Source organism: Roseibium sp. AS2, assembly GCF_038900065.1.
Classification (GTDB): domain Bacteria; phylum Pseudomonadota; class Alphaproteobacteria; order Rhizobiales; family Stappiaceae; genus Roseibium.
Window position 1 is genome coordinate 738181 of the sequence record NZ_JBBMQN010000001.1, and the last position, 22862, is coordinate 761042.

A 22862-nucleotide genomic window follows, 5' to 3' on the forward strand; every position below is an offset into this window, starting at 1 on the left:
ACGTCCAATTTCAAGGGAAATTATCGCGAAAGAGAAGGAATGGTGGAGCCAAGGGGAATCGAACCCCTGACCTCTTCGCTGCCAGCGAAGCGCTCTCCCAGCTGAGCTATGGCCCCGTGTTCCGTAACCGGCCGGCTTGGGTTCCGGCGTCGATGGAGGCGGAACATAGTCACACCTCCAGGCAAGATCAAGCAGAAAATGGAACGAAATTTCCCGTCTGCCCCGGAAAACAACAGGCAGGGAAAATTCCCTGCCTGATCAGTCTCTTAGCGATCGACGTCGTCGTCGGATTCGACGCGGATGCCCGGAACGGACTCTTCGTCCTCGTCCTCGTCGTCGATGAACACGTCGTCACTGCCGCTGGCGTCGTCCTCATCTTCTTCCAGCTCGACTTCGCCGCCTTCAAGGTCAGGCACGTCGTCGCCTTCAGCTTCCGCGTCGGCCTCCTCAAGGGTGACGATCTCCGGAGCAGCAGCGTCTTGCTCCTCCTCTTCCTCGTCTTCCTGGGCCTTTTCCTCCACCTTGGCCGCTTTCGCAGCCCGGCTCGTCATGACCGTCTCGAACACGGTGCCGCATTTCGGGCAGGTCACCGGTTCCCGGTTGAGATCGTAATATTTCGAGCCGCAGCCCGGACACAGCCGCTTCGTGCCTAGTTCAGGTTTTGCCACTGTGCTCACCCTCTTAAAGTTATTAGCCGACTTGAATTAGTGGGCAGCCCCATAGCCTTCGGAGGTTTCCCTGTCAAAGACAAATCGGAGAAAAAAGTTACAGGGCCCATTGTTCTGCATGTTGCGCACCAAATTTCAAGCGTCACACAATGCCTTTCCCACACTCCCTGCATCCAGCGGTGCATTTTATGCCCTCCCGCCCGGATCTGTGGCCGGCCTGCGGAGCCATCGGCGATGCGCGGCAAGGACCACCGCCCGAATGCCCGCCTGTATGCCTGTCCGGATGACCTTCCAGGCAGCCGTTCGGCTGGCCGCCGGTGCGGACCGGCGCAAAAATCCGTCCCTGCGGGAAATGCGGGTGTCAATGGATGACGCAGCCGCATCCGCGTGATAGGACGTGTCACCTTTTGACAACCGATCCTAGTTGCGGACATTCAAATGTCACACGATACCGCGCCGCAGGGCGCATCCGGGCCGCTCACATCGCGTATGGGCAGCCCCCTTACCGGCACGATCCGCGTGCCCGGCGACAAATCCATTTCCCACAGATCGCTGATGTTCGGCGCGCTCGCCGTCGGGCGCACCACCGTCAAGGGCCTCCTGGAATCGGAGGACGTGCTGGCCACGGCCGATGCCATGCGGGCCGTCGGCGCCACCATCGAGAAACAGACCGACGGCAGCTATACTGTCGACGGCATCGGGCTGGGCAGCCTGCTGGAGCCCGAGCATGTCATCGATTTCGGCAATGCCGGGACCGGCGTGCGCCTGACCATGGGCATTTTCGGCAGCCACAACATTGCCGCTACCTTTGTCGGCGACGCCTCCCTGTCCAAACGGCCGATGGGCCGGGTGCTGAACCCCTTGCGTGACATGGGCACGAACGTGATCGCGCGGGACGGCGACAGGCTGCCGGCTTCTATTCGCGGACCGGAGCTGGCCCTGCCGCTGACCTACCGCGTGCCGATGCCCTCCGCCCAGGTGAAATCCGCCGTGCTGCTGGCCGGCCTCAACGCGCCGGGCGAAACCACGGTGATCGAGCCGATCCCGACCCGGGACCATACCGAAAGAATGCTCAAGGGATTTGGCGCCGACATATCGGTCACGCTGAACGACGCGGGCGAGCGGGTGATCCGGCTCAAGGGCCAGCCGGAGCTGAAACCACAGGATATCGATGTTCCCGGCGATCCGTCCTCCGCAGGTTTTCCGGTGGTTGCCGCCCTGATCGTGCCGGGTTCCGACGTGACCATCGGCAATGTGCTTCTCAACGAACACCGCACCGGGCTGATCACCACGCTCATCGAGATGGGCGGGGATATCGAGATCGTCAACCGGCGCGAGACCGGCGGCGAGGAGGTCGGTGACCTGCGTGTCAGGGCCAGCCGTCTGAAGGGCGTCACCGTGCCGGCGGAACGGGCACCGTCGATGATCGACGAATATCCCGTGCTGGCGGTTGCCGCCGCCTTTGCCACGGGAGACACGTTCATGCCGGGCCTTGAAGAACTGCGCGTCAAGGAGTCGGACCGCCTGGCGGCCGTCGCCCGGGGCCTTGAGGCCAACGGCGTTCCCTGCCGCGAGACCGAAGACACACTCACCGTCACCGGCGGGGCCAACGCCATCGGTGGCGGCACGGTTGTCACCCACCTCGACCACCGCATCGCCATGTCGTTCCTGGTGCTGGGCATGGCCGCCCACAAGCCGGTGACCATCGACGACGGTGCCGTGATCGCCACGAGCTTCCCGGATTTCACCGGTCTTTTCGAGGGACTGGGCGCACAAGTCGCCGCCAACGCCAGCGAGGCCGCATGATCATCGCAATCGACGGGCCGGCCGCGTCCGGCAAGGGCACCCTGTCACGGCGGCTGGCGGACCATTTCGGCCTCCGGCATCTGGATACGGGTCTGACCTACCGGGCCGTGGCCGCCGCCCTTCTTGTCAGGGGCCTGCCGCTCGGCGACGAAACCATCGCCATCGACATCGCCCGCCATCTCGATCTCGCGCAGATGGACAAATCCGTTCTGTCCGCGCATGAAATCGGCGAAGCGGCTTCCCGGATCGCCGTTCTCGGCGGCCTGCGCAAGGAGCTGGTCGAGCTGCAGCGCCGGTTCGCCCGGGTTCCTCCGGGCGCGGTTCTGGACGGCCGCGACATCGGCACGGTCGTGTGCCCGGATGCCACCGTCAAGCTGTTCGTGACCGCGTCTTCCGAGGCGCGCGCGCGGCGCCGCACCGACGAAATGCTGTCCAAGGGCCAGGAAGCCGTGTACGCCTCCGTTCTGGACGATCTGAAGCGCCGGGACGAGCGCGACAGCCAGCGAACCGTGGCTCCGATGAAACAAGCTGACGATGCGGTCTTGCTTGATACGACAGAAATGGATATAGAGACCGCGTTCCAGGCGGCTGTGGACATCGTCTCCCGCGCCAGGGATGCCTGAGAGGATCTGGGGTTCACCATCGGTGCGCCCCTGTTCGTGCATCCGGAACGCTTGCCGGCCTTGAGGCCGGCGGTTCTTTTTAAAGAACAAACCGAATTTCGGCAGGGCGCTCCTGATTTGCGTCCTGTGACGAGACCGGATTTTCCGGCTCCCGCCCCGCCGGCCCGTTTCCTGGAGGAACGGAAGGATCAGCGAAAATCGCGGTCCCGGGAGACTGAAGTTCCGGAGTGCAACACCAACCCGCCGGCGGCGCGCCAACTGGCGCCAGGAGAAACATTTGTCTGATTTCAATCCCTCCATTGAGGATTTTGCGACTCTTCTCGAGGAGTCCTTCGTCCATAACGACCTTTACGAAGGTGCCGTTGTCAAAGGCACCGTCGTCGCCATCGAAAAAGACCTGGCCGTCATCGACGTCGGCCTGAAAGTTGAAGGCCGCGTGCCGCTGAAGGAATTCGGCGCCAAGGGCCGCGACGGCGAAATGGGTGTCGGCGACGAAGTCGAAGTTTACCTGGAGCGTGTCGAAAACGCGCTCGGCGAAGCTGTTCTGTCGCGCGAAAAAGCTCGCCGCGAAGAAAGCTGGGTCCGCCTCGAAGTTGCGTTCGAAGCCGGCGAGAAGGTCAATGGACAGATCTTCAACCAGGTCAAGGGCGGCTTCACCGTCGACCTGGATGGCGCCGTTGCCTTCCTGCCGCGTTCGCAGGTCGATATCCGTCCGGTCCGCGACGTGACCCCGCTGATGCACACGCCGCAGCCGTTCCAGATCCTGAAGATGGACAAGCGCCGCGGCAACATCGTCGTGTCCCGCCGTGTCGTTCTGGAAGAAACCCGCGCCGAACAGCGTTCGGAACTGGTCCAGAGCCTGGAAGAAGGTCATACCGTGGAAGGTGTGGTCAAGAACATCACCGACTACGGTGCGTTCGTCGACCTTGGCGGCATCGATGGCCTGCTGCACGTCACCGACATCGCGTGGCGCCGCATCAACCATCCGTCGGAAGTTCTCACCATCGGCCAGACGGTCAAGGTGCAGATCATCCGCGTCAACCAGGAAACCCATCGCATCAGCCTGGGCATGAAGCAGCTCGAAACCGATCCGTGGGACGGTATCGAAGCCAAGTACCCGATCGACGCCAAGTTCACCGGCCGCGTGACCAACATCACCGACTATGGTGCCTTCGTCGAACTGGAGCCGGGTATCGAAGGCCTGATCCACGTTTCGGAAATGTCCTGGACCAAGAAGAACGTTCATCCGGGCAAGATCGTTTCCACTTCCCAGGAAGTCGAAGTGATGATCCTGGAAGTCGATCCGGTCAAGCGCCGCATCTCGCTCGGTCTCAAGCAGACCCTGCAGAACCCGTGGGATGCCTTTGCCGAGCAGTTCCCGACCGGCACCGAAGTCGAAGGCGAAGTCAAGAACAAGACCGAATTCGGCCTGTTCATTGGCCTCGACGGCGACGTGGACGGCATGGTTCACCTGTCCGATCTCGACTGGAACCGTCCGGGCGAGCAAGTCATCGAAGAGTTCAAGAAGGGCGACATGGTCAAGGCCGTCGTTCTGGACGTCGATGTCGACAAGGAGCGCATCTCGCTTGGCATCAAGCAGCTCTCCGGCGACCCGATGGACTCCGGCGCTGCCGGTGAACTTCGCAAGAACTCCGTCGTTACCTGTGAAGTCATCGAAGTCAAGGATGCCGGTCTGGACGTCAAGATCGCTGACAGCGACCTGACAGCGTTCCTCCGCCGCACGGACATCAGTCGTGACCGCGAAGAACAGCGTCCGGAAAGATACTCCGTCGGCGACAAGTTCGATGCCCGCATCACCCAGTTCGACAAGAAGACCCGCCGGGTCACCGTGTCGATCAAGGCTCTGGAAATCGCCGAAGAGAAGGAAGCCGTCGCACAGTACGGTTCCTCCGACAGCGGCGCGTCCCTCGGCGACATCCTCGGTGCGGCTCTGAAGCAGCAGTCCGACGACTGATCAATCTGAGCGTCATCAGATCGAAAAACGCGAAAGCCCGGCAGCGATGCCGGGCTTTTTGCATTTCGGCAGGGTCCAGCCCGTTGTGTCCCTCGACAGACCGAGCACCTCCTTCACGATTGCCCTCCCTGACGCTGCACACTACCGCCCCACCCCTTGGCGACTCCCCCGGCAAGCGCAACGCGACCGGGGGGGCCAATCGTTCGCAGAGCAGTCGGACTGTTCATGGCGGTTGCCGCGCGGTGGGTTCAATCAAGTGTGCTGCCGGGTGGCAACGTGGGATGGATCCCCGATCAAGTCGGGGAAGGCACTGCGGGGTGTAGCGGGGGCACGGTACCGATCCGACGCGGTTGTTTGGGTCGGCAATCCTGTTAAGAGCACCGCGAGCCTGAGCACCTCCTTCACGACTGCAAGTCCCGGACGCATCACACAGCCGCAGCACACTCCCGCCCTGCCCCTTGGCGACTCCCCCGGCAAGCGCAGCGCGACCGGGGGTCCATTCGTTCGCAGAGCGGTCGGATTGTTCATGGCGGTTGCCGCGCGGTGGGTTCAATCAAGCGTGCTGCCGGGTGGCAACGTGGGATGGGTCCCCGATCAAGTCGGGGAAGGCGCTGCAGGGTGTGGCGGGGGCACGGTATCGATCCGACGCGGTTGTTTGGGTCGGCAATCCTGTTAAGCGCACCGCGAGCCTGAGCACCTCCTTCACGACTGCAAGTCCCGGACGCATCACACAGCCGCAGCACACTCCCGCCCTGCCCCTTGGCGACTCCCCTGGCAAGCGCAGCGCGACCGGGGGTCCAATCGTTCGCAGAGCGGTCGGATTGTTCATGGCGGTTGCCGCGCGATGGGTTCAATCAAGCGTGCTGCCGGGTGGCAACGTGGGATGGGTCCCCGATCAAGTCGGGGAAGGCGCTGCAGGGTGTGGCGGGGGCACGGTATCGATCCGACGCGGTTGTTTGGGTCGGCAATCCTGTTAAGAGCACCGCGAGCCTGAGCACCTCCTTCACGACTGCAAGTCCCGGACGCATCACACAGCCGCAGTATGCTCCCGCCTCGCCCCTAGGCGACTCCCCCGGCAAGCGCAGCGCGACCGGGGGTCCATTCGTTCGCAGAGCGGTCGGATTGTTCATGGCAGTTGCCGCGCGGTGGCCGGATCAAGCCTGCTACCGGGTGGCGAGGTGGGATGGATCCCCGATCAAGTCGGGGAAGGCGCTGCGGGGGGTGGCCGGGGCATGGTTCCGGAAGGACCCTGGGGGAGAAGGGGAAGGCCCGGGGGAGAGGGGGGAAGGCGCTGCGGGGGTGGCCGGGACGTGGTTCCGAAAGGATGCCGAGCGGAGCGGTATTCCGTCTTTTCCGCCATCCTCCCGGGGCCCTCACAGGCCGGCCCTTGGAGGGCACACGGCCCATGCCTCCTTGCCCTGCGCTGGTTTTGCGTTCCCGCTCAGGCCGTCTTCAGGCCGTAATTGGCAACCGCGCCCAGGACGCTGTCGATTTCGCTGTCGGAGAGAATATGCGGCGTGCCGATGCTGCGGCTGAGGATATAGGCGCGGGCGAGCACTTCCAGTTCCTCCAGGCGCCAGAGGCCCTTGTCGAGCGTCTCGCCGGCTACCACGGCGCCGTGGTTCGCCATCAGGCAGCCATGGCGGTCGCGCATGGCGGCGACCACGTTGTCCGCGAGTTCCTCGCTGCCGAACAGGGCGTAACCGGCCAGTGGCACGGTGTTGCCTCCGAACAGCGCGATCATGTAGTGGCAGGCCGGTATTTCCTCTCGGTTGATGGACAGCGCCGTGCAATGCACCGGATGGGCGTGAACGATGGCGTTCATCTCCGGCTTTGCCCGCAGCAACGCCAGATGGAACTGCCATTCCGTCGACGGCGGCAACGGTCCTTCCGGCGCACCCTTGCCGTCTAGCGGCAGGGACACCAGCATGTCCGGCGTCATCCGGTCATAGGCAACACCTGAGGGTGTGATGATCATCCGGTCGCCGGCCCGGGCCGAAATGTTGCCCGAGGTGCCCTGATTGATCCCCCTGCAGTTCATGTCCCGGCAGGCGTCTATGATCGCCTGCCTGAGGTCCGGCGTGTCCTGATAGAGTGTATTCGGCATGATTTCAGGCGAGCTCCAGCATTTCGGCGGCGGTTTGCGAGCAGGTGGCGACATGGGTGGCGTAGCCGCCCCGGATGGCGGCCAGCATGGGCCTTGCCCGGGCGGGGCCGGATCCGACCAGAAGTCCCATGTCCTTGTTTTTCATCTGGTCCAGGGTCACGGCGATCATGCGGTCCTCGATGTCCCGCCTGACGCCCGCGCCCTTGTGATCGATCAGCCGGCCGCAGATGACGCCAACGGCGCCCTTGCCGGCGCAGGCGTCCACGTCGGACCGGTCGAGCAGCCCTGCATGGACGACGTGGCTGTCGGCGGTACAGGTGCCGCATGCAAACAGGGTCTTGTTGCAGTCGGCGACCGCGTCGAGCTGTTCCCGGATCACCGGTTCCTGCTTGAGACGGTCGACAAGCTGTTTGTCCGACAGGAGAAGCGGGACGTGAAGATTGATGCAATGGGCGCCGTAGCGGCGCGCCAGCGTGGCCGAGCAGGTTTCCGCCGCAAAACCGAGCGCGGCGGGCCGCGACCCGACAAGCTGCACGACGGTCAGCCCTTCCATGGGGACACGGGGTGCGGCTTCCGCGACCCGGTAGACGGTCTCGCCCCAGGCCACCCCGAGGCGATCGCCCGGCTCCAGCAGGCTGGGAAGCCAGTCCGACACCACCCGGGTCACCCGGTCGAGCGACTGGTCCGCGCCGTCAGGCGAGGACGGCACGACGACGGCATCGCGCAGAGCGAACCGGTCCACCAGTTTGCGGGCCAGTTCCTGGTCACGGAAGATGTCATGATCGAGCGTGATGCGGACATAGTCCCGCCGCCGCGCCTCGGACAGGTAATTGACCACGGTCGCGCGCGAGATGCCGAGCCGTTCGGCAATCTCGTTCTGGTTCATGCCTTCCTGGTAGTAGCACCAGGTCACCTCGATGATCGCCTCGTCCTGGGACCGGGCGCGGGCGACGGTTTTTGCGTCACCCGACCGGGATTTGCCCGGACCCGGCGTCATGCGCTCTTTTCGAGATTGGCAAGATCCGGAAACAGGCCCGCAAGCCCTTCCGCGCTCGCCTCGCAGACGCCACGTTCGGTGATCAGGCCTGTCACGAGGTGGTTCGGCGTCACGTCGAAGGCCGGGTTGCCGCCGGGGGTCCCGGGCGGTGTCACCTGGACCTGGCCGATGGAGCCCTGCTCTGTAAGCCCCTGGATATGCGTGACTTCCCGTTCATTGCGTTCCTCGATCGGGATTTCGACGACGCCGTTGTCGACCGTCCAGTCGATGGTCGGCGACGGCAATGCCACATAGAAAGGCACGTCGTTCGCCTTTGCCGCCAGCGCCTTCAGGTAGGTGCCGATCTTGTTGCAGACGTCGCCCCGGCGGGTGGTGCGGTCGGTTCCGACGATGACCATGTCGACAAGGCCGTGCTGCATCAGATGGCCACCGGCATTGTCGGTGATGTAGGTGTGCGCAATGCCGTGGCTGCCGAGTTCCCACGAGGTCAGCGCCCCCTGGTTCCGCGGACGGGTCTCGTCCACCCAGACATGGATCGGCACGCCGGCATCATGGGCATGATACATCGGGCTGGTTGCCGTGCCCCAGTCGACTGTCGCGATCCAGCCGGCGTTGCAATGGGTCAGCAAACGCACAGGTTCGCCATCCTTCTTGGCCGCGGCGATCCCGCGGATGATCTCCAGGCCGTTGAGACCGATCTGCCGATTGATTTCGACATCCTCGTCGGAAATCTCGTGAGCGAGTTTCAGGGCGGCGTCGGCGCGCGCGCCTTCAGGCAGCCCCTTCAGCAGCGTTCTGCAGCGGTTGAGTGCCCAGCGCAGGTTGATCGCCGTCGGGCGCGTCCGGTCGAGCGTGTCCCAGGCCCGGTCAAGATGCGCGTCGGACGGGTCGAGCCGGGCAGCCAGGGCCATGCCGTAGGCGGCGGTCGCACCGATCAGCGGCGCGCCACGCACGCGCATTTCCACGATCGCGTCGGCGAATTTTTCCAGTGTATCGACCTGCTCGATCCGGAATTCATGCGGCAGCCAGCGTTGATCGATGATCTGCAGGGCGGCCTTGCTGTCATCCCACCAGAGGGAGCGGTAATGGGTGCCGTTGACCTTCATGGAACATCCTTTGCGTTGAATTGGCGGGCCAGATCGAGAAGCATCCCGTTCGTGCCGATCTCCTCGGCCCGCAGAAGCAGTTCGGCCCCCATCAGGAGATTGCGCGTTTCGAGGCGGCGCTTGAGAGTTTCGTCGCCTATGTCCTCGAAATCCGCGTTGTGGGCCAGTGAAAGCGTGCGCCGATGCATCTCGATACCGCAAAATCCGAGGGCATCGGAGCGGATTTCCGCCAGCAGCTCGCTGCAAGCCTCCACCGACGACTGCCCCTGATCCTCGAACAGGGCAGCCGGATACAGCATTCCGGTGCGCTCAGCGGACCAGAGTGTCCTGAATTCGGCTTCGAAGGCGGTGAGAACCTCCTCGATGACCGTGAGGATCCAGTCCTGATAGGACAGGAGAGCCGATGCCTCGCGATGCGCCGGCTGGCTGAAATAGGCCATCAGGAAATTGGCGACAAGCATGCCGACATCGAAGCCGATGGGACCGTATTGAACGAATTCCGGATCGATGACCTTGCTCTCGGCATCCGTCGACATGATCGAGCCACTGTGCAGGTCGCCGTGAAGCATCGTCTCGGCGTTGGAGGCGAACTTCATCAGCATGCGCTGCGCCCGCGCCTTCAGATGCGGGTTCGCGCGCAGGTCCGCCACCACCGGATCGAGGCCCGGCGTGTGGTGGTTCATCTTGGCGTCGTAATAGGGATCGGTGAACACCAGCGCTTCGGTGATGGCCGGGATCTCGACATTGCCGGAAAACAGGCCGACATCCTTTTTCTTGTCGGCGCTCTTCAGGGAAAGCTCCGAACCGCGGAACGCCGTGCGGGCACAGAAGCGTCCCAGAAAACCGCCGAGACCTGCGACCTTCTCGCCGTCGATCAGCTTGCGCCGCAGGATCTTGTGGGGCGAAAGGAACTCCATCACGATCAGCGCCTGGGCCTCGTCAAAATGATAGACCTCAGGGACGGAGCCCGGATCACGTTCCGCCTGCCGGACCAACGCATGGTTCTCGTAATAGGCGCGATAGAGCGGCAGCGGCCAGCTGTCCCCCACCAGGCGCACATAGGGCAGCGCCTGCTTGACGATCACCGTGCCCACTGGCCCTTCCACGATGAAAACCAGGTTCAGGTTGCCGTCGCCGACCTCTTTCACCGTCCATCGCGCCGGGTCCTCGCCGACGCGTGCGGCAACGACGGGCACTGCCGACAGACGGCCGCCAAGCTCTTCAGGGGTTAGGGGGCGATAGAGATCCGGTGTGTTCATCTTGCTGCACTTTCCTCCCGATTTTTCTCGAATAAAGGTCAAGATTATTCAAAAGTCAACTCAGTTGACAAAAGGCTATTCACCGTGCTGTAACGATTGCAGCGAGAGAGGAGCTCGTCAAAAATTGGGAGGAAAGGTGAAAGACATCACCTGCAAATTGACCGGTCTGGAGAAATCCTTCGGACACAATCACGTGCTGCGCGGGATCGACCTGGACCTGCGCGCCGGTGAGGTCACGGCCCTGATGGGCGCGAACGGCGCCGGCAAATCGACGCTGGTCAAGATCCTGTGCGGCTACCATTTCGCGGATTCGGGCAGGCTCGAGCTGGACGGCGCCCCCTATGCGCCGGTGGATGCGGCCGATGCCATTTCCAAGGGTGTCGTCACCGTGCACCAGTCCATCGACGACGGTGTCATTCCCGATCTCGACGTTGCGACCAACCTGACCCTCGACCGCCTGACCGAGCCGGGTGTCGGCCTGTTCGTCAACGACCGCAAACTGCGCCGTCAGGCCCGCGCGGTCGCCGAGAGCATGGGTCTGACGATGGACGTGCGCACCCGTGTCGCGGATCTCGACGTCGCCGACCGTCAGATGATCGCGATCGCCCGGGCACTCGCAAGATCACCGAAGCTCCTGATCCTGGACGAACCGACTTCGTCCCTGTCCGCGTCCGAGGCGGAGAGGCTGTTCGCCCTGATCGACAGGCTCAGGGCCGACGGCGTCGCGATATTGTACATTTCCCACCGCATGTCCGACATCCGCCGGGTGGCGGACCGGATCGTCTCCATGCGCGACGGTGCCGTTTCGGGCCTCTTCGACACGGAGCCGCTCGATTATGTCGGTGCGGTCAATGCCATGCTCGGCCACCAGATGACCGAAGTGGATATCGATCCGGTCAAGGGCGGCGAAGCCGTTCTTCAAGCCAGAGAGCTGCGGTTGTTCGAGGACAGCCCGCCAATCAACTTCACGGCCGGGGAAGGCGAGGTCATCGCGTTCACCGGACTTCTGGGCAGCGGCACCACCGAACTCGCCGAGGTTCTATTCGGCCTTGCCGAACCGGCGGGCGGCGTTCTGTTTCTCGACGGAAAGGCCTACCGCCCGACAAGTGCCACAGAAGCCGTCGCCAGCGGCGTGTTCATGTCGCCAAAAGACCGCAGCGTGAACGCGGTGATCGCGGATTTCGACATCGCCGACAACATGACACTGCCCTTCCTGAAGGCTTTCAGCCGGTTCTCGTTCCTGAGCGAGCGCGCCCAGCGGCAGGCCTGCAGCGGCATGATCGACAGGATCGGCGTCAAGTGTCAGAGCGACCGGGACGGCATAGGCACACTCTCGGGCGGCAATCAGCAGAAAGTCATGATCGGCCGCTGGCTGCTGAAGGCCTCGCGGGTGCTCCTGCTCGACGAGCCGTTTCAGGGTGTGGATATCGGCGCCCGGCGGGACATCGGACACTATATCCGCCAGACAGCCGCCGGCCGGACGACGCTTGTCTTTGTCGCCGAAATCGACGAGGCCCTCGAAATCGCGGACCGGATCATCGTCCTCAACGAGGCCATGATCGCCGGTGAATACGTCAACAGGGACGTGGACCTGAACAAGCTGGTCACGGCTGTCTCCGGCCCCGTCCGGGCGCCGGCTCCGGACACTCTGCCTTCTCCGTCCCAAACTCAGAACCAGGCAATGGCATGACATCAAACGACACCTCCAGGACCGCACTCGAGCTGGCCATCCGCTACGGTTTCATCGTGCTGTTGTGCGGACTTGCGGTCTTCTTCAGCATCTATGCCAGCGGTTTTGCCAGCGCCCGGTCGGCGGTGTTCATTTTCCAGTCGGTGGCCATCACCGGCATTCTGGCCCTTGGCGTGACCTGCACGCTGGTCGTCGGCGGTTTCGACCTGTCGATCGGCTCGGTCGCGACCTCCGCGCTGATGCTGTCCGCCTATACCATGGTGATCCTGGAACAGTCGGCGTTCGTGGCCGTCGTCGTGTGTCTTGCCATGGGGGCCCTTGTCGGGCTGATCAACGGGCTTCTGATCGTGAAGATGCGCGTGCCCGATCTTCTGGCGACGCTCGGCATGATGTTCCTGCTGATCGGCCTGCAGCGCATCCCGACCCAGGGCAATTCCATCGCGACCGGCATGAATCTGTCGGACGGGTCGGTTGCCGAAGGCACCTTTTCCGCTGCCTTCCTCTGGCTCGGCCGGCACCGGTTCGATCTGTTTCTGGACCGGCTGCTGCCGGTTCCCGTGGTTCTCTTCCTGCTGATCGCCCTGATCATCTGGCTGTTTCTCGGCTACACGCGCCACGGCCGGCTGATGTATGCCATCGGCTCCAACGAGCGCGCCGCCGGTCTGGTCGGCACCAATGTGCACCGCTACAAGATCGTCGCCTACATGATCTCCGGCATGCTCGCCTCGGTCGGCGGCATCCTGCTCGCCGCACGGCTCGGCCGCGGCGACATCGCGTCGGGCAACAACCTTCTGCTCGACAGTGTCGCCGCCGCCCTGATCGGCTTCGCGGTTCTAGGCGCGGCCCGTCCGAACGCGTTCGGGACGGCGGCGGGCGCCCTTTTTGTCGGCATTCTTCTCCAGGGGCTGACCATGATGAACGCCCCTTATTACATGCAGGACTTCGTCAAGGGCGCCGTGCTTGTCGCCGCCCTTGTCTTTACGTTCTACCTGTCCTCGCGGCGCGGCGGCAGGAGAACAGCGTGACGCCGGAAAAGGCGCCCGTTCAAAAAATGGGAGGATACACAATGTTGAGACGTGAATTCATGAAGCTCGCGGTTGCCGCCGGGCTGGGACTGTCGGGCAGTGGCGTTGCGCTTGCCGCCGACATGCCGGCACCGTTCGACAAGCCCGAGGATGTGAAGATCGCGCTGGTGCGCTACCTGTCCACCGGCGACTTCTTCCAGTCGTATCTTTCAGGCGTCGAAAAGCAGGCCGAAGCCCTTGGCGTGGACCTGCGTGTGCTGGACAGCCGGCAGGATGCCGCCCTTCAGGCCGACATGGTCGATCAGGCAATTGCCCTCGGCGTTGACGGCATCATCATCCAGCACGGATTGACGGAATCCATGAAACCGGCGGCCCAGCGCGCGGTCGAGGCCGGGATCAAGGTCGTCGCCTTTGACGTGAATGTCGAAAACGACGCCATTCCGCAGGTCGAGCAGTCCGATTACCTTCTCGGCAAGCTGGCCCTGGAACAGGCCATCAAGGACAATGGCGACAGTTTCACCGCAGGTTATGTCTATGTACCGGGCATTGCCCCGCTCGACCGGCGCGACGTCGCCTGGAAGGAAGTCAAGGAAGCCAATGTCGGCATCAAGGAAGCGGCCATGTTCGGCACGCTCGACAATCCGATCGCCAATTCCGTCGCCAACCAGGCGCGCTCGGTGCTGCAGGCCAACCCGACGATTTCCGTCGTCTTCGCCCCTTACGACGAATTCGCCAAGGGCGTGAAGATCGCCGTCGATGAAGCAGGTCTCAGCCAGGACATCAAGATCTACTCCGCCGATGTCTCGACCGCGGATATCTCCGCCATGCGCGAACCGGACAGTGCCTGGGCCGCAACCGTCGCGACCAACCCGGCCGTTGTCGGCGAAGTCAGCGTGCGCACACTCGCCCTGATGCTTGCAGGCGAGAATCCCGGCAAGCAGGTCGTCGTTCCGCCGACACTGATCACCCAGGACTTCCTGAACGAGCAGGACGTGAAGAACATGGCCGAGCTTGGCGAGAAGATGCCGCAGTTCCAGCACGCGGATGTCTCCACCGCCGAATGGATCCCGCTGCCCGGACGCTGACCCACCGGCCGTCCCGTTGAATGGCGGTACCGGATGAGACACAAACCTTCGAAAGCCCGGCAGCGATGCCGGGCTTTTTGATTCAAACAACCCGAGCAAGGATCAATTGGCTGCAACCCGGATAAAATGAGGGTAGAAAATCTCTTTGAGCCAAGCTCACCCACTTTTTCCTTGCAGCTTCCCAAGGGTGAGGCGGAAATTTTCCTTTTTGTCCGACAACTTCCCCTGGGTATTATGAAAGATACAACCATTATAGTTATCAATGGTTGTAATTTATAATGATATATACTTTTTCTATTGACTCCATCACGTGCCAGTGACAGCCTTTCTACCTGTGATTTAACTCATGGTCTTCGACCTTTGATTTTTCTCTTGGGAGCTTTGATATGGAACAGCAGGGAAGAGCACAGGACATCAGCGCGGAAGCCAAGAAACTCTATGCCGAAAGTGCGGCCCGCTCCATGGAAGAACTGGTCGAACGAGTGACAGGCGACAAGGGATTCACCGAGGCCCTGTCGAAGGACCCACGGACAACCCTCGAAAAGGCCGGTATCAAACTGGAAAAAGAGGCTGTCGAGCTCTTGATCGCATACGAGCCCGAGCGCTTCGACAAGATTTGCGACAAATTGTTCGACGTTCTCGACCCGGATTTCCTCGCAAAGTCGGTTTCGCCTTCCTGCGACGGTTCGACGACACCTGTCAGGTCCACCTATACCTTCAGACAGGTGCCGACACCTTAAGGGCAAGGATGACGGCTCGATCGCCGACAGCCGGACAAGGTTCCGTGGCACGCGTCCTGATCATCAATCTGGCCAGTCTCCCCATGCCGGGGAATGAGCCAATTTTCCCCATCGGGGCGCGGTGCGTCGAGGACGCTCTGCGCTTCGCCGGTCATTTCGTGCGTCTGATGGATTTTGTCGAGTCTCCACAAGCGCTCGACGACTTCAGCTGGCTCAACGACGCCTACGACATCGTCGCCTTCGCGATCCGTAACATCGATCCGATCGACCTGTCCTGTGACGGACATGTTCTGGAATACGCGCGTTTCGCCGAACGGGTTCACGCAGCTCTGGATCCGAAACAGACCGGCGGTTCCAGGCCGCTTCTGGTTGCCGGGGGCCCCGGTTTCAGCCTGTTTGCCAAGTCCCTTGTGGACCTCCTGGGTGTCGATCTCGGTATATCCGGACCGGCCGAAACGATCATGCTGGAGGTGGCTGCAGACCCCGGGGCATTCCTCGGCTCCGGAAGTATCCTTCAAGGCCGGCGTTACGACGGCTTTGTCGAGCGCGTCCTCACCCATCCGCCGGCATTGATGCGAGCCTACGCGAACACCCGGAATGCAATGATCGGCGTGGAGACGATGCGCAGGACATGTTTCCAGAAATGCATCTACTGCCCCTATGCCCACATCACCGGAAACAACTCCGGCGACTACAAGCCACTCGCCCTCATGGCAGCGGAAATTGACGCCATTCACGGGGCCGGCTTCCGGCGTATCTTCTTCACAGACAGCATCTTCAATTCCCAGCGCGCGGCGAAGGATATTGCCTGTCTTTTGGGCGGATCGGACTTCCCGGACCTTACATGGTCCGCTTATTTCTCTCCCAAGCCTTTCGACGACGCATTCGCCGGTCTCCTGGCGAAAAGCGGCCTGGAAACGGTGGTGATCTCCCCGGACAGCCTCGACGCTGGCATGATGCGCAACCTGGGAAAGAACTTCGATCTCGCCTCCGTGGAAAAATTCCTGAAGCGCTGCCGGGCGCACGGTTTGACTCCAATGGTCAATATCGTTTTCGGCGGCCCGGGGGAAACGCGCGAAACCGTGCGAAACACCGCCCGTTTCATCAACGAAAATCTGCGGGCGGGTGAACTGTCGATGCATGTGGGATACCGGATCCTGCCGCAGACAGCGCTGTCTGCCCTGACCGGGCTGACCGAGCCTGACCTGCTCGCGCCGACGTTTTACCCGATCGAGGAGCAGATCGTTCAGTGGCTGATCCAGGATCTCGACTCCCGCTTCCTGACCCCGTCCGTGATGGTCAACCTGCTGGCGGGCCGCGCCGCTGCGCGCCGGATGAGGAAGATACCGGCGACAGCGCTCCGGGGCGAAACGTCCGATGGCTTCTCTCATGTCGCACTGAGCCGGGAACCCGCCTGAGATGTCCGTGTCCGCAGCCGATCCCGCGCTGACATTTCGTGTCCTTGGACCGGAAGATGCAGACCTGGCTGCCGCGACTGGTCTGTCGCGTTTCACGGTAGCGGAACTGCTGTCAGAGCTGCAGCGGCCACGCGACTATGTCTGGGCGGCGCTCTTTTGCGATCTTCGCCCCGTGGCGCTGCACCGGAGTATGCGTTGGGGCGATTTTCTGCTGTTCAAGGGCCTTTATGTCCTCGACGATTTCCTCGGCACACCGGCCGGGCTGCGACTTGCACTGCTCCTGCGCAACTACGCGCGGACAGCAGGATACCGGGGGATCGCCGTCTGGATCGAATCAGGCAAACCCGAGCGGGCGATCGCGGCACGGCTTCGCGTCTCACAAAGCGGGCCAATTCTGCACCGGTTTCTGCTGCCGCTGCCGCCCTCCTCCGACGCGCCGGGGACGCTGCCTGAGGCGTGCTCCGGCCGTGTCGAAGTCGCCTGCAGCGGCCCGCCTCTTGTCGCCGATCTGCTCACCGGAACCGAAAGCCCGGAACCGCACGTCAACTGGGTGCTCGATCGAGACCTGCTGGTCCTGGGCGGCGCGCCCTGCACGTCCATCGGACAACTGCCGGACCTGACCGGTGGCCTCGCAGCGCTCGGCCATTCGCTTGGAGCTCAGGCGATCGAACTGCCCCTTCCGGCGTCGGACCTTTTTGCGATGTTCGCACTGACCTCCACCGGCGCGCAGCGCCTGAGCCGCACACCCGTGCGTCTCGGACTGCATCGCTTTGACCGACAAGCAGGTCTTTCGCTGGACGGCGGAGCGGGAGCTCAGACAAAAGACATCGCGGAGGCGGCACATGCTGGATGAGCCGACATGCTTCGCCGTCAGGGATCTCTGCCGCAACCTCCCGGTTGACGAGGCAGTGGCGGAATTGAAAGGCCACAATTGCAACGTCGGCCAGGCCGGACTCATGCTGGCCACATCGGGTGCGACCGGGGCGGGCCGACACGCCGGGGCGGCCATCCCGCCGGGCGAAACGGCAACGCTCGAGCTGCGCGGACCCAAAGGGTGTTCAACCCGGATGTTGGTCTGCCGGCCGCGCCCGCGGCCCGGCCATCCGCCCGGCGTCGCCGTCTGCCTGCATGGCGCGGGTAGCAGCGGCGATCAGTTGCAGTCCGATCTTCGGGAGCTCGCCGAATTCGGCTACGTGACACTGTTGTGTCCGGATGCCGGCGTATCGGCCGCTGGAGACAGCAATCTTGACCTCGCCGGGCTTTTCGGAAGGCAATTCCGGCACCCCCGCTGGACCACCGCGAGCGATGACTTTCCGATGCTCGCCCTCGACTGGGCCCGCGCGGAACTGCCGGTCGACTCCGACCGCATGTTCCTGCTCGGATACTCCATGGGCGCGGTCGCAGCCTTGGGCCTCGCCATGCGCCGAAGCCATGCCTTTGCCGGGGTGGTCTCCGTCTGCGGCGCGGTCTCGGCCTGGCACCTCTACGGTCCGGACAGGATTGCCGATGCGCTCCTGCCCAATCTGCTCACGCTGCCGCTTTTCCTGGTCCACGGCGCCCGCGATGATCATTTCCCGGTACGATTGACCCGCGATCTGGTGACTGCGCTGCGCAACGAGGGACACGCCGATTGCGCATATCTCGAAGTCGCTGAAGCGGATCACGCCTTGTCCAGCCTCGGCTTGAGGACGCAAATTGCCAGACTTGAACGTGTTGGCGCATGGATGACCGGCAAGCGGCGGGCGCGGTGGCCGAACCGGGTGGCGCATACCGCCGTCGATGCCGACCATGGCCGCTGCCACTGGCTCGAACTTCTCGACATTTCCTTCGGAACGGCGGCATGCGCGGCCACGTGGGTCCCCTCAAGGAACACGATTGAACTCAGTGTCACCGGAGCCAAACGGGTTCGGTTGCATCTTCACCAAGAGCTGGTCGATCCGGGCCCGGTGACCGTGCTCCTCAATGGTGTCGCGCACCGGCGCCAGTTTACGCCTAATCTTCACGATCTCGTCCGATCGTTCCAGAAAACCAGCGACCCGGCTCTGTTTTGCGAACAGGCGCTGACGCTCGACGTGCCCTGCCCAACCGGACAAGGAGCAAGCGCATGCTGACACGGGCGGAATTGAAGACCATGCTCCGGTCGCGCGGTGACGAACAGCGCGGCCTTTTCGAGGCTGCCCGTGCGGCACGCCTGACGGGGATCGGCGACAGTTGCATTTTGCGCGGCGTCATCGAAGTCACCAACGTCTGCAGGGTCAACTGCGACTACTGCCCGATGCGGCGGGCCAACACCTCCCGGAACGACCACTATTTCCTGTCGGCCGACCAGATCGTCGACGCCGCACGGACGATCCGGGACAGCGGGATCGACATCATCCTCCTGCAAGGTGGCGAAACCACCGGCATCCTGCCACAGATCGAGGAGGCGATACCGGAAATCATCCGGATGTTCGACGGCTCTGTCGAAGTGCTGCTCAACCTCGGCTGCCTGACCACCGAGCGGTACAGGCGGCTCAAGAAGCTTGGCGCCGTCAGCTATATCCTGAAGCATGAAACCAGTGATCCTCACTTGCACCGATCCTTGCGCCACGAGGCTCTTGATGACCGGCTCGCCTGTCTGGGCGCGCTCAAGGACACGGGTTTCAAAATCGGAACCGGGCTGATTTCCGGACTTCCCGGACAGACCCTCGACAGCATCGTCGACGATCTTCTGCTGGTTGACCGCTATGATGCCGACATGTGCAGCATCAGTCCGTTCATACCGGCGCGCGACACACCCATGGCCCAGGTCGCAGCCGGGGACCTTGAGCTCTCGCTCAATATCGTTGCCTGCCTTCGCATTCTCTATCCGTCGCTGCTGATCCCCTCGGTGAGCGCTTTCGAACGCGCCGCGGGCGGTGGCCAGACCTCCGGCCTGAATGCCGGAGCCAACGTCCTGACGGTGAATTTCTCGTCGTCCGAAAGGCAAAAAGACTATCTGATCTACGGCAGGGACCGGTTTGTTGTCACCGCCGATCACGCGAGAAAAGTCGCACGCATCGCAGGGCTGAACGTGCGCGGATCGGTTTTTCTCCCCCGTTCCGGTACCAGCTCCCCCTTTCCGGACCAGTCCGGCGAACGCGCGCGGGAGCGCGCCAGCCGCCCGGATCTGGCGCGGCGAATAAACGTTTCGGCGGAGGCAAATCCCCAGTCCAATTTTTCGGATTTTGCCCCCTCGGCGGCCGACCTGCGAACGAGCTTCGAGGAAGCGGGTGTGCGCCCCAACGATGTGGTGGCTCTTGCCGGGCTGCGCGGACCCGATATTCTGGCCGGTGCGGTGGCCCTCTGGTCTATCGATGCCATTCCCTTCCCCCTGCCGCCGGACACGCACGTTCCTTTCGCGGATCTCATCGTATCGTCCGATCTGACGGTCATGGCGGGAACCGGTGTTCCGGATCGCCGCGGGCTGGACCGGACCGCAGTGCTGCAGCTGACTTCGGGCAGCACCAACGTACCGAAGATTGCCCGGCGCAGTATCGAAAGCGTTTACGACGAAACCGCCGGCTATATCGGCGGTCTCGGACTGGACTTCAGCAGTTGCGTCCGCATTCCCGTACCGCTGGCCCATTCGTTCGGCTGGGGTGTCGCAATTAGCGCCGCTCTCGCCGGATGCCGTCTCATGCTGGATCTCGTCAGTCTGCCGTCCCGGCTCGCCCGCGAATTGGACGAAGGCACAATCAGCCATCTCGCCGTGACGCCCGCCCTTGCGGGCCTCGTTGCCACTTCGAAGCCTTCGGGTGACGGCCGGCTTGCGACCGTTCTGGTGGGTGCGGGCAGCGCCTCGCCGATCCTCCTGGATGCCTTGCGCGCACGCTTCGGCGCACAGCCGGTGCTTGGCTATGGATCCACCGAAACCGGAGGTACCTTCCTCGGCTCAGATGGGATCGGAAAACCGATCGAGGCGGTCGAAGTGCGCGCTCCCGCCCTCGGTCAACGCGGTGAGTTGGTGATCGAGACGCGCGCGCCTGTCCTTGGATACGTCGGAGACCCGCCCGGATGCGACAGGGTCTGGCGCACCGGAGACCTGATCGACTGCGAACCGGACGGAACCTTCCGCTGTCTCGGACGCATCAGCGGCCCGTTGCGGCTCAACAGCCGGTTCGTCGAGACCGAACCCTACAAGGCGGCGCTGTTCCGCCTGCCCGAGGTCGACGACGTCGCCTTTCTGGTTCTGTCAGAGGATCACAGAAACCTGGAAGTGCTTTGTGCCGCCGTGGCCGGGCAAGGTCTGCGTCGGGAGGCGGTGGCACACGCCCTTGCCAATGCATCAAGACAGCACGGCGCTTGCAGCATCTTCCTGTTCGACCGGCTGCCGCGAAACACATTGGGCAAGCTGGACAGGAACAAGCTGATCAGTTCGATAAGAGGAGGCATGGCATGAACGCGTGCGACATCCGGATCCCCAAGAGCGCCTCGCCGGCAGTTTCCGACTTGTGCCTCGGGCTGATCGCTCAGACCCTCTTTCTTCAGGATCAGCCGGGAGAGGTCGTCGCGGGTCGCCCCTCCTTCGCAGAATTCGCATCGACGCCGTCCCTGCACGAGGCTCGTTTTTCCAGCCTCGGTGTCAGTTCCCTGGCCTGGATGGCGCTCATGACCAGTCTGGAAAGCCAGCTTGGCGTTACCTTCGATGACGAGCTTATGATGACCGGACTGGCGACACCCTCCGACGTTGCGAAGGCGGTCGCGCGCCTGCTGGGGCCGGAAGGTTCCCGGAAGAGCTCGACCGGCGACGAGAAGTCGGCGATCACCGGCGACCATTTTCTGGTCATCGATGATTTCCTTCCGCCTGACCAGTTTTTCGCCTTGCAAGAGCGGATGCTTGCCGCGTCTTACACGTTGAAGGACAGTGTTGTCGATCAGGCGGTCGACGGCTCGGCCTACCGGTCGGATGGCTCGGTGCTCAGTGCGGCACAGGCCCTCGCAATCACCGAGCCGCGGGATGCCTTTCAGATGATCGCGCAACGGGTCTGCGAAACCCAGGGGATCTACGGATTGCCGTCCGAGGCCTGGTCGATACTGAGTTTTGCGTTCTGGAAGTACCCGGTGGGCAGCCGGCTGGGCTGGCACAATGATGCCGGGCGCGGCAGAAGTGGCGAGTTCATTCTCTACCTGCACGACCGGTGGGACCCCTCCTGGGGAGGCGAACTTCTCCTGCTCGACAGCGGGCCCGACGCCGCCTTTCTGAACGACCGGGAGGCTGATCCCTTCAAGCGGATCGCATCAGCGGTCGCGCGCTCCCGCGCGGCGCCCGCCGCAATCATGCCACGTCCGAACCGCCTCGTGTTGGTGAAGGCCGGCACCCCCCATTGCATCAATCGGGTGGACAAAGCCGCCGGCACCGCAGAGCGCTGTTCACTCACGGGTTTCGCGTCCATCGCAGAAGACCGGGAAGAGGCGCCAGAGGACCGGTTGTCGCGACTGGGAGATCTTGTCGGCTGGCTAGGCGGCAACACCGCTTCTCCGGCCGCCAACCACACCCCGGGAAACAGAACGGACGCACAATGACAGACTGGATTGGCGGAACCCTGGACACCCTGAACGTCTGGCGCAAGAGCGAGGGGATCCCCGACGGCGCCCTCGAACGGATCGTCTCCGGTCTCGAGATTACGGGACGCAACGAGATTTCAAGATACGCCGCCCCCCGGGATCCGACGCTCTTCTTTCCCGGGCTGACGGCCAAGGCCTGGTGGTCGCCGGAGGAGTTCGACTGGTCTCGCAAGGTGACGGAAGCCCTTCCGGACATGGTTGCCGAATTGGCGATGGCCGGTGGCGTCAGAACCGGACAGATTCAAAATCAGTTCACGGACGGGGGGAACTGGTCCGTTCTCTATCTGACCTGCATGGGCCGGAAGGACGAACAGGGGGCCGCCGCCTTTCCGGCAACCTGGAAGGCACTGAGCGCTGTTCCGGGGGCAACGACTGCCGGGATGACTTATTTTTCTGCGATCGAGGGCGGCACGCACATTCTTCCCCATACCGGTTTCACGAACGGGCATCTGCGATGTCACCTCACGCTCGCTTCCAGCGACGAATGCCGGATCCGCGTCGGAGACGAAACCCGGACCTGGGACCCTGGCGGCCTTCTGATCTTCGACGACACATACGAGCACGAAGTGTGGAACGACTCGGCAGACAAACGTCTCGTGCTGTTGTTCGATATTTTTCACCCCGAGCTTGAAAAAGAGGAGACCGAAGCGCTGAAGATCGTTTTCAAGTGCTATCGAAAACACTATATGAGATCCTATTGGAAGACGGTTCTCTCTCCCGGCGATGCAGGGCGGCGACAGGTCTCCGCACAGACCTGAACTCCGGCGAGTTCAATGC

18 protein-coding genes and 1 tRNA gene are annotated in these 22862 nt (G+C 62.9%); 13 read left to right on the forward strand and 6 right to left on the reverse strand.

The annotated features are described in order from the left end of the window. Nucleotides 1–40: 40 nt before the first annotated feature. A tRNA-Ala gene (locus WNZ15_RS03405) sits at nucleotides 41–116 on the reverse strand. Nucleotides 117–266: 150 nt separating this feature from the next. Then, entirely contained in the window at nucleotides 267–668 is a 402-nt protein-coding gene (locus tag WNZ15_RS03410; protein WP_342891526.1) for a TIGR02300 family protein, read from the reverse strand. 438 nt (nucleotides 669–1106) lie between these two features. On the opposite strand from WNZ15_RS03410, the gene aroA reads away from it, so the two are divergent. The 3 genes from aroA to rpsA all read left to right on the forward strand — a co-directional run bounded on the left by aroA (nucleotide 1107) and on the right by rpsA (nucleotide 5072). Beyond that, complete coding sequence (gene aroA / locus WNZ15_RS03415) at nucleotides 1107–2474, forward strand: 3-phosphoshikimate 1-carboxyvinyltransferase (RefSeq protein WP_342891527.1); 1368 nt, start codon at nucleotides 1107–1109, stop codon at nucleotides 2472–2474. Next, nucleotides 2471–3097 (forward strand): (d)CMP kinase, encoded by a 627-nt coding sequence (gene cmk, locus WNZ15_RS03420; RefSeq protein WP_342891528.1) that lies wholly within the window; start codon nucleotides 2471–2473, stop codon nucleotides 3095–3097. Before aroA ends, cmk begins: the two co-directional genes overlap by 4 nt. Nucleotides 3098–3311: 214 nt before the next feature. Then, complete coding sequence (gene rpsA / locus WNZ15_RS03425) at nucleotides 3312–5072, forward strand: 30S ribosomal protein S1 (RefSeq protein WP_342891848.1); 1761 nt, start codon at nucleotides 3312–3314, stop codon at nucleotides 5070–5072. Between the two features lie 1441 nt (nucleotides 5073–6513). Here rpsA and WNZ15_RS03430 read toward each other — a convergent pair. The 4 genes from WNZ15_RS03430 to mtnK are packed head-to-tail and all read right to left on the reverse strand — an operon-like array spanning nucleotide 6514 to nucleotide 10541. After that, the gene (locus WNZ15_RS03430) at nucleotides 6514–7179 is read right to left on the reverse strand and encodes a class II aldolase/adducin family protein (protein WP_342891529.1); all 666 of its coding nucleotides are present in this window, start codon (nucleotides 7177–7179) and stop codon (nucleotides 6514–6516) included. Between the two features lie 4 nt (nucleotides 7180–7183). Continuing rightward, the gene (locus WNZ15_RS03435) at nucleotides 7184–8176 is read right to left on the reverse strand and encodes a sugar-binding transcriptional regulator (RefSeq protein ID WP_342891530.1); all 993 of its coding nucleotides are present in this window, start codon (nucleotides 8174–8176) and stop codon (nucleotides 7184–7186) included. Next, nucleotides 8173–9282, reverse strand: a complete 1110-nt coding sequence (mtnA, locus tag WNZ15_RS03440) for an S-methyl-5-thioribose-1-phosphate isomerase (protein ID WP_342891531.1) — start codon at nucleotides 9280–9282, stop codon at nucleotides 8173–8175. Before mtnA ends, WNZ15_RS03435 begins: the two co-directional genes overlap by 4 nt. Further along, complete coding sequence (gene mtnK, locus WNZ15_RS03445; protein ID WP_342891532.1) at nucleotides 9279–10541, reverse strand: S-methyl-5-thioribose kinase; 1263 nt, start codon at nucleotides 10539–10541, stop codon at nucleotides 9279–9281. The genes mtnA and mtnK overlap by 4 nt, the downstream gene beginning before the upstream one ends. Before the next feature lie 136 nt (nucleotides 10542–10677). Here mtnK and WNZ15_RS03450 point away from each other — a divergent pair, with 136 nt between their 5' ends. The 10 genes from WNZ15_RS03450 (at nucleotide 10678) to WNZ15_RS03495 (ending at nucleotide 22843) form a co-directional block, all read left to right on the forward strand. Beyond that, nucleotides 10678–12231 (forward strand): sugar ABC transporter ATP-binding protein, encoded by a 1554-nt coding sequence (locus tag WNZ15_RS03450; RefSeq protein WP_342891533.1) that lies wholly within the window; start codon nucleotides 10678–10680, stop codon nucleotides 12229–12231. Beyond that, nucleotides 12228–13256 carry an ABC transporter permease gene (locus tag WNZ15_RS03455; RefSeq protein ID WP_342891534.1) on the forward strand — a complete coding sequence of 343 codons (1029 nt, stop codon included), beginning with the start codon at nucleotides 12228–12230 and terminating at the stop codon, nucleotides 13254–13256. The genes WNZ15_RS03450 and WNZ15_RS03455 overlap by 4 nt, the downstream gene beginning before the upstream one ends. Before the next feature lie 59 nt (nucleotides 13257–13315). Then, nucleotides 13316–14341: a substrate-binding domain-containing protein gene (locus WNZ15_RS03460; RefSeq protein WP_342891849.1), complete on the forward strand. Its 1026-nt coding sequence runs from the start codon at nucleotides 13316–13318 to the stop codon at nucleotides 14339–14341. 386 nt (nucleotides 14342–14727) lie between these two features. Continuing rightward, on the forward strand, nucleotides 14728–15081 hold the full coding sequence (locus WNZ15_RS03465; protein ID WP_342891535.1) for a hypothetical protein: 354 nt from the start codon (nucleotides 14728–14730) through the stop codon (nucleotides 15079–15081). A 44-nt stretch (nucleotides 15082–15125) separates the two neighbouring features. Beyond that, nucleotides 15126–16499 (forward strand): radical SAM protein, encoded by a 1374-nt coding sequence (locus tag WNZ15_RS03470; protein WP_342891536.1) that lies wholly within the window; start codon nucleotides 15126–15128, stop codon nucleotides 16497–16499. Nucleotide 16500: 1 nt separating this feature from the next. After that, the gene (locus WNZ15_RS03475; protein WP_342891537.1) at nucleotides 16501–17352 is read left to right on the forward strand and encodes a hypothetical protein; all 852 of its coding nucleotides are present in this window, start codon (nucleotides 16501–16503) and stop codon (nucleotides 17350–17352) included. After that, on the forward strand, nucleotides 17342–18610 hold the full coding sequence (locus tag WNZ15_RS03480) for an alpha/beta hydrolase (RefSeq protein WP_342891538.1): 1269 nt from the start codon (nucleotides 17342–17344) through the stop codon (nucleotides 18608–18610). Before WNZ15_RS03475 ends, WNZ15_RS03480 begins: the two co-directional genes overlap by 11 nt. Then, entirely contained in the window at nucleotides 18604–20919 is a 2316-nt protein-coding gene (locus WNZ15_RS03485) for a radical SAM protein (protein ID WP_342891539.1), read from the forward strand. The genes WNZ15_RS03480 and WNZ15_RS03485 overlap by 7 nt, the downstream gene beginning before the upstream one ends. Next, nucleotides 20916–22043, forward strand: a complete 1128-nt coding sequence (locus WNZ15_RS03490) for a 2OG-Fe(II) oxygenase (RefSeq protein ID WP_342891540.1) — start codon at nucleotides 20916–20918, stop codon at nucleotides 22041–22043. Before WNZ15_RS03485 ends, WNZ15_RS03490 begins: the two co-directional genes overlap by 4 nt. Next, nucleotides 22040–22843 carry an aspartyl/asparaginyl beta-hydroxylase domain-containing protein gene (locus WNZ15_RS03495; protein ID WP_342891541.1) on the forward strand — a complete coding sequence of 268 codons (804 nt, stop codon included), beginning with the start codon at nucleotides 22040–22042 and terminating at the stop codon, nucleotides 22841–22843. Before WNZ15_RS03490 ends, WNZ15_RS03495 begins: the two co-directional genes overlap by 4 nt. Nucleotides 22844–22862 lie beyond the last annotated feature (19 nt).

What these genes read in the sequence shown, in the direction of transcription:
- WNZ15_RS03490 (WP_342891540.1), top strand. Translation starts at nt 20,916, where the DNA reads ATGAACGCGTGCGACATCCGGATCCCCAAGAGCGCCTCGCCGGCAGTT.
- cmk (WP_342891528.1), top strand. Translation starts at nt 2,471, where the DNA reads ATGATCATCGCAATCGACGGGCCGGCCGCGTCCGGCAAGGGCACCCTG.
- WNZ15_RS03435 (WP_342891530.1), bottom strand. Translation starts at nt 8,176, where the DNA reads ATGACGCCGGGTCCGGGCAAATCCCGGTCGGGTGACGCAAAAACCGTC.
- WNZ15_RS03430 (WP_342891529.1), bottom strand. Translation starts at nt 7,179, where the DNA reads ATGCCGAATACACTCTATCAGGACACGCCGGACCTCAGGCAGGCGATC.
- WNZ15_RS03485 (WP_342891539.1), top strand. Translation starts at nt 18,604, where the DNA reads ATGCTGACACGGGCGGAATTGAAGACCATGCTCCGGTCGCGCGGTGAC.
- aroA (WP_342891527.1), top strand. Translation starts at nt 1,107, where the DNA reads ATGTCACACGATACCGCGCCGCAGGGCGCATCCGGGCCGCTCACATCG.
- WNZ15_RS03455 (WP_342891534.1), top strand. Translation starts at nt 12,228, where the DNA reads ATGACATCAAACGACACCTCCAGGACCGCACTCGAGCTGGCCATCCGC.
- WNZ15_RS03475 (WP_342891537.1), top strand. Translation starts at nt 16,501, where the DNA reads ATGTCCGTGTCCGCAGCCGATCCCGCGCTGACATTTCGTGTCCTTGGA.
- WNZ15_RS03465 (WP_342891535.1), top strand. Translation starts at nt 14,728, where the DNA reads ATGGAACAGCAGGGAAGAGCACAGGACATCAGCGCGGAAGCCAAGAAA.
- WNZ15_RS03460 (WP_342891849.1), top strand. Translation starts at nt 13,316, where the DNA reads ATGAAGCTCGCGGTTGCCGCCGGGCTGGGACTGTCGGGCAGTGGCGTT.
- WNZ15_RS03495 (WP_342891541.1), top strand. Translation starts at nt 22,040, where the DNA reads ATGACAGACTGGATTGGCGGAACCCTGGACACCCTGAACGTCTGGCGC.
- WNZ15_RS03480 (WP_342891538.1), top strand. Translation starts at nt 17,342, where the DNA reads ATGCTGGATGAGCCGACATGCTTCGCCGTCAGGGATCTCTGCCGCAAC.
- mtnK (WP_342891532.1), bottom strand. Translation starts at nt 10,541, where the DNA reads ATGAACACACCGGATCTCTATCGCCCCCTAACCCCTGAAGAGCTTGGC.
- mtnA (WP_342891531.1), bottom strand. Translation starts at nt 9,282, where the DNA reads ATGAAGGTCAACGGCACCCATTACCGCTCCCTCTGGTGGGATGACAGC.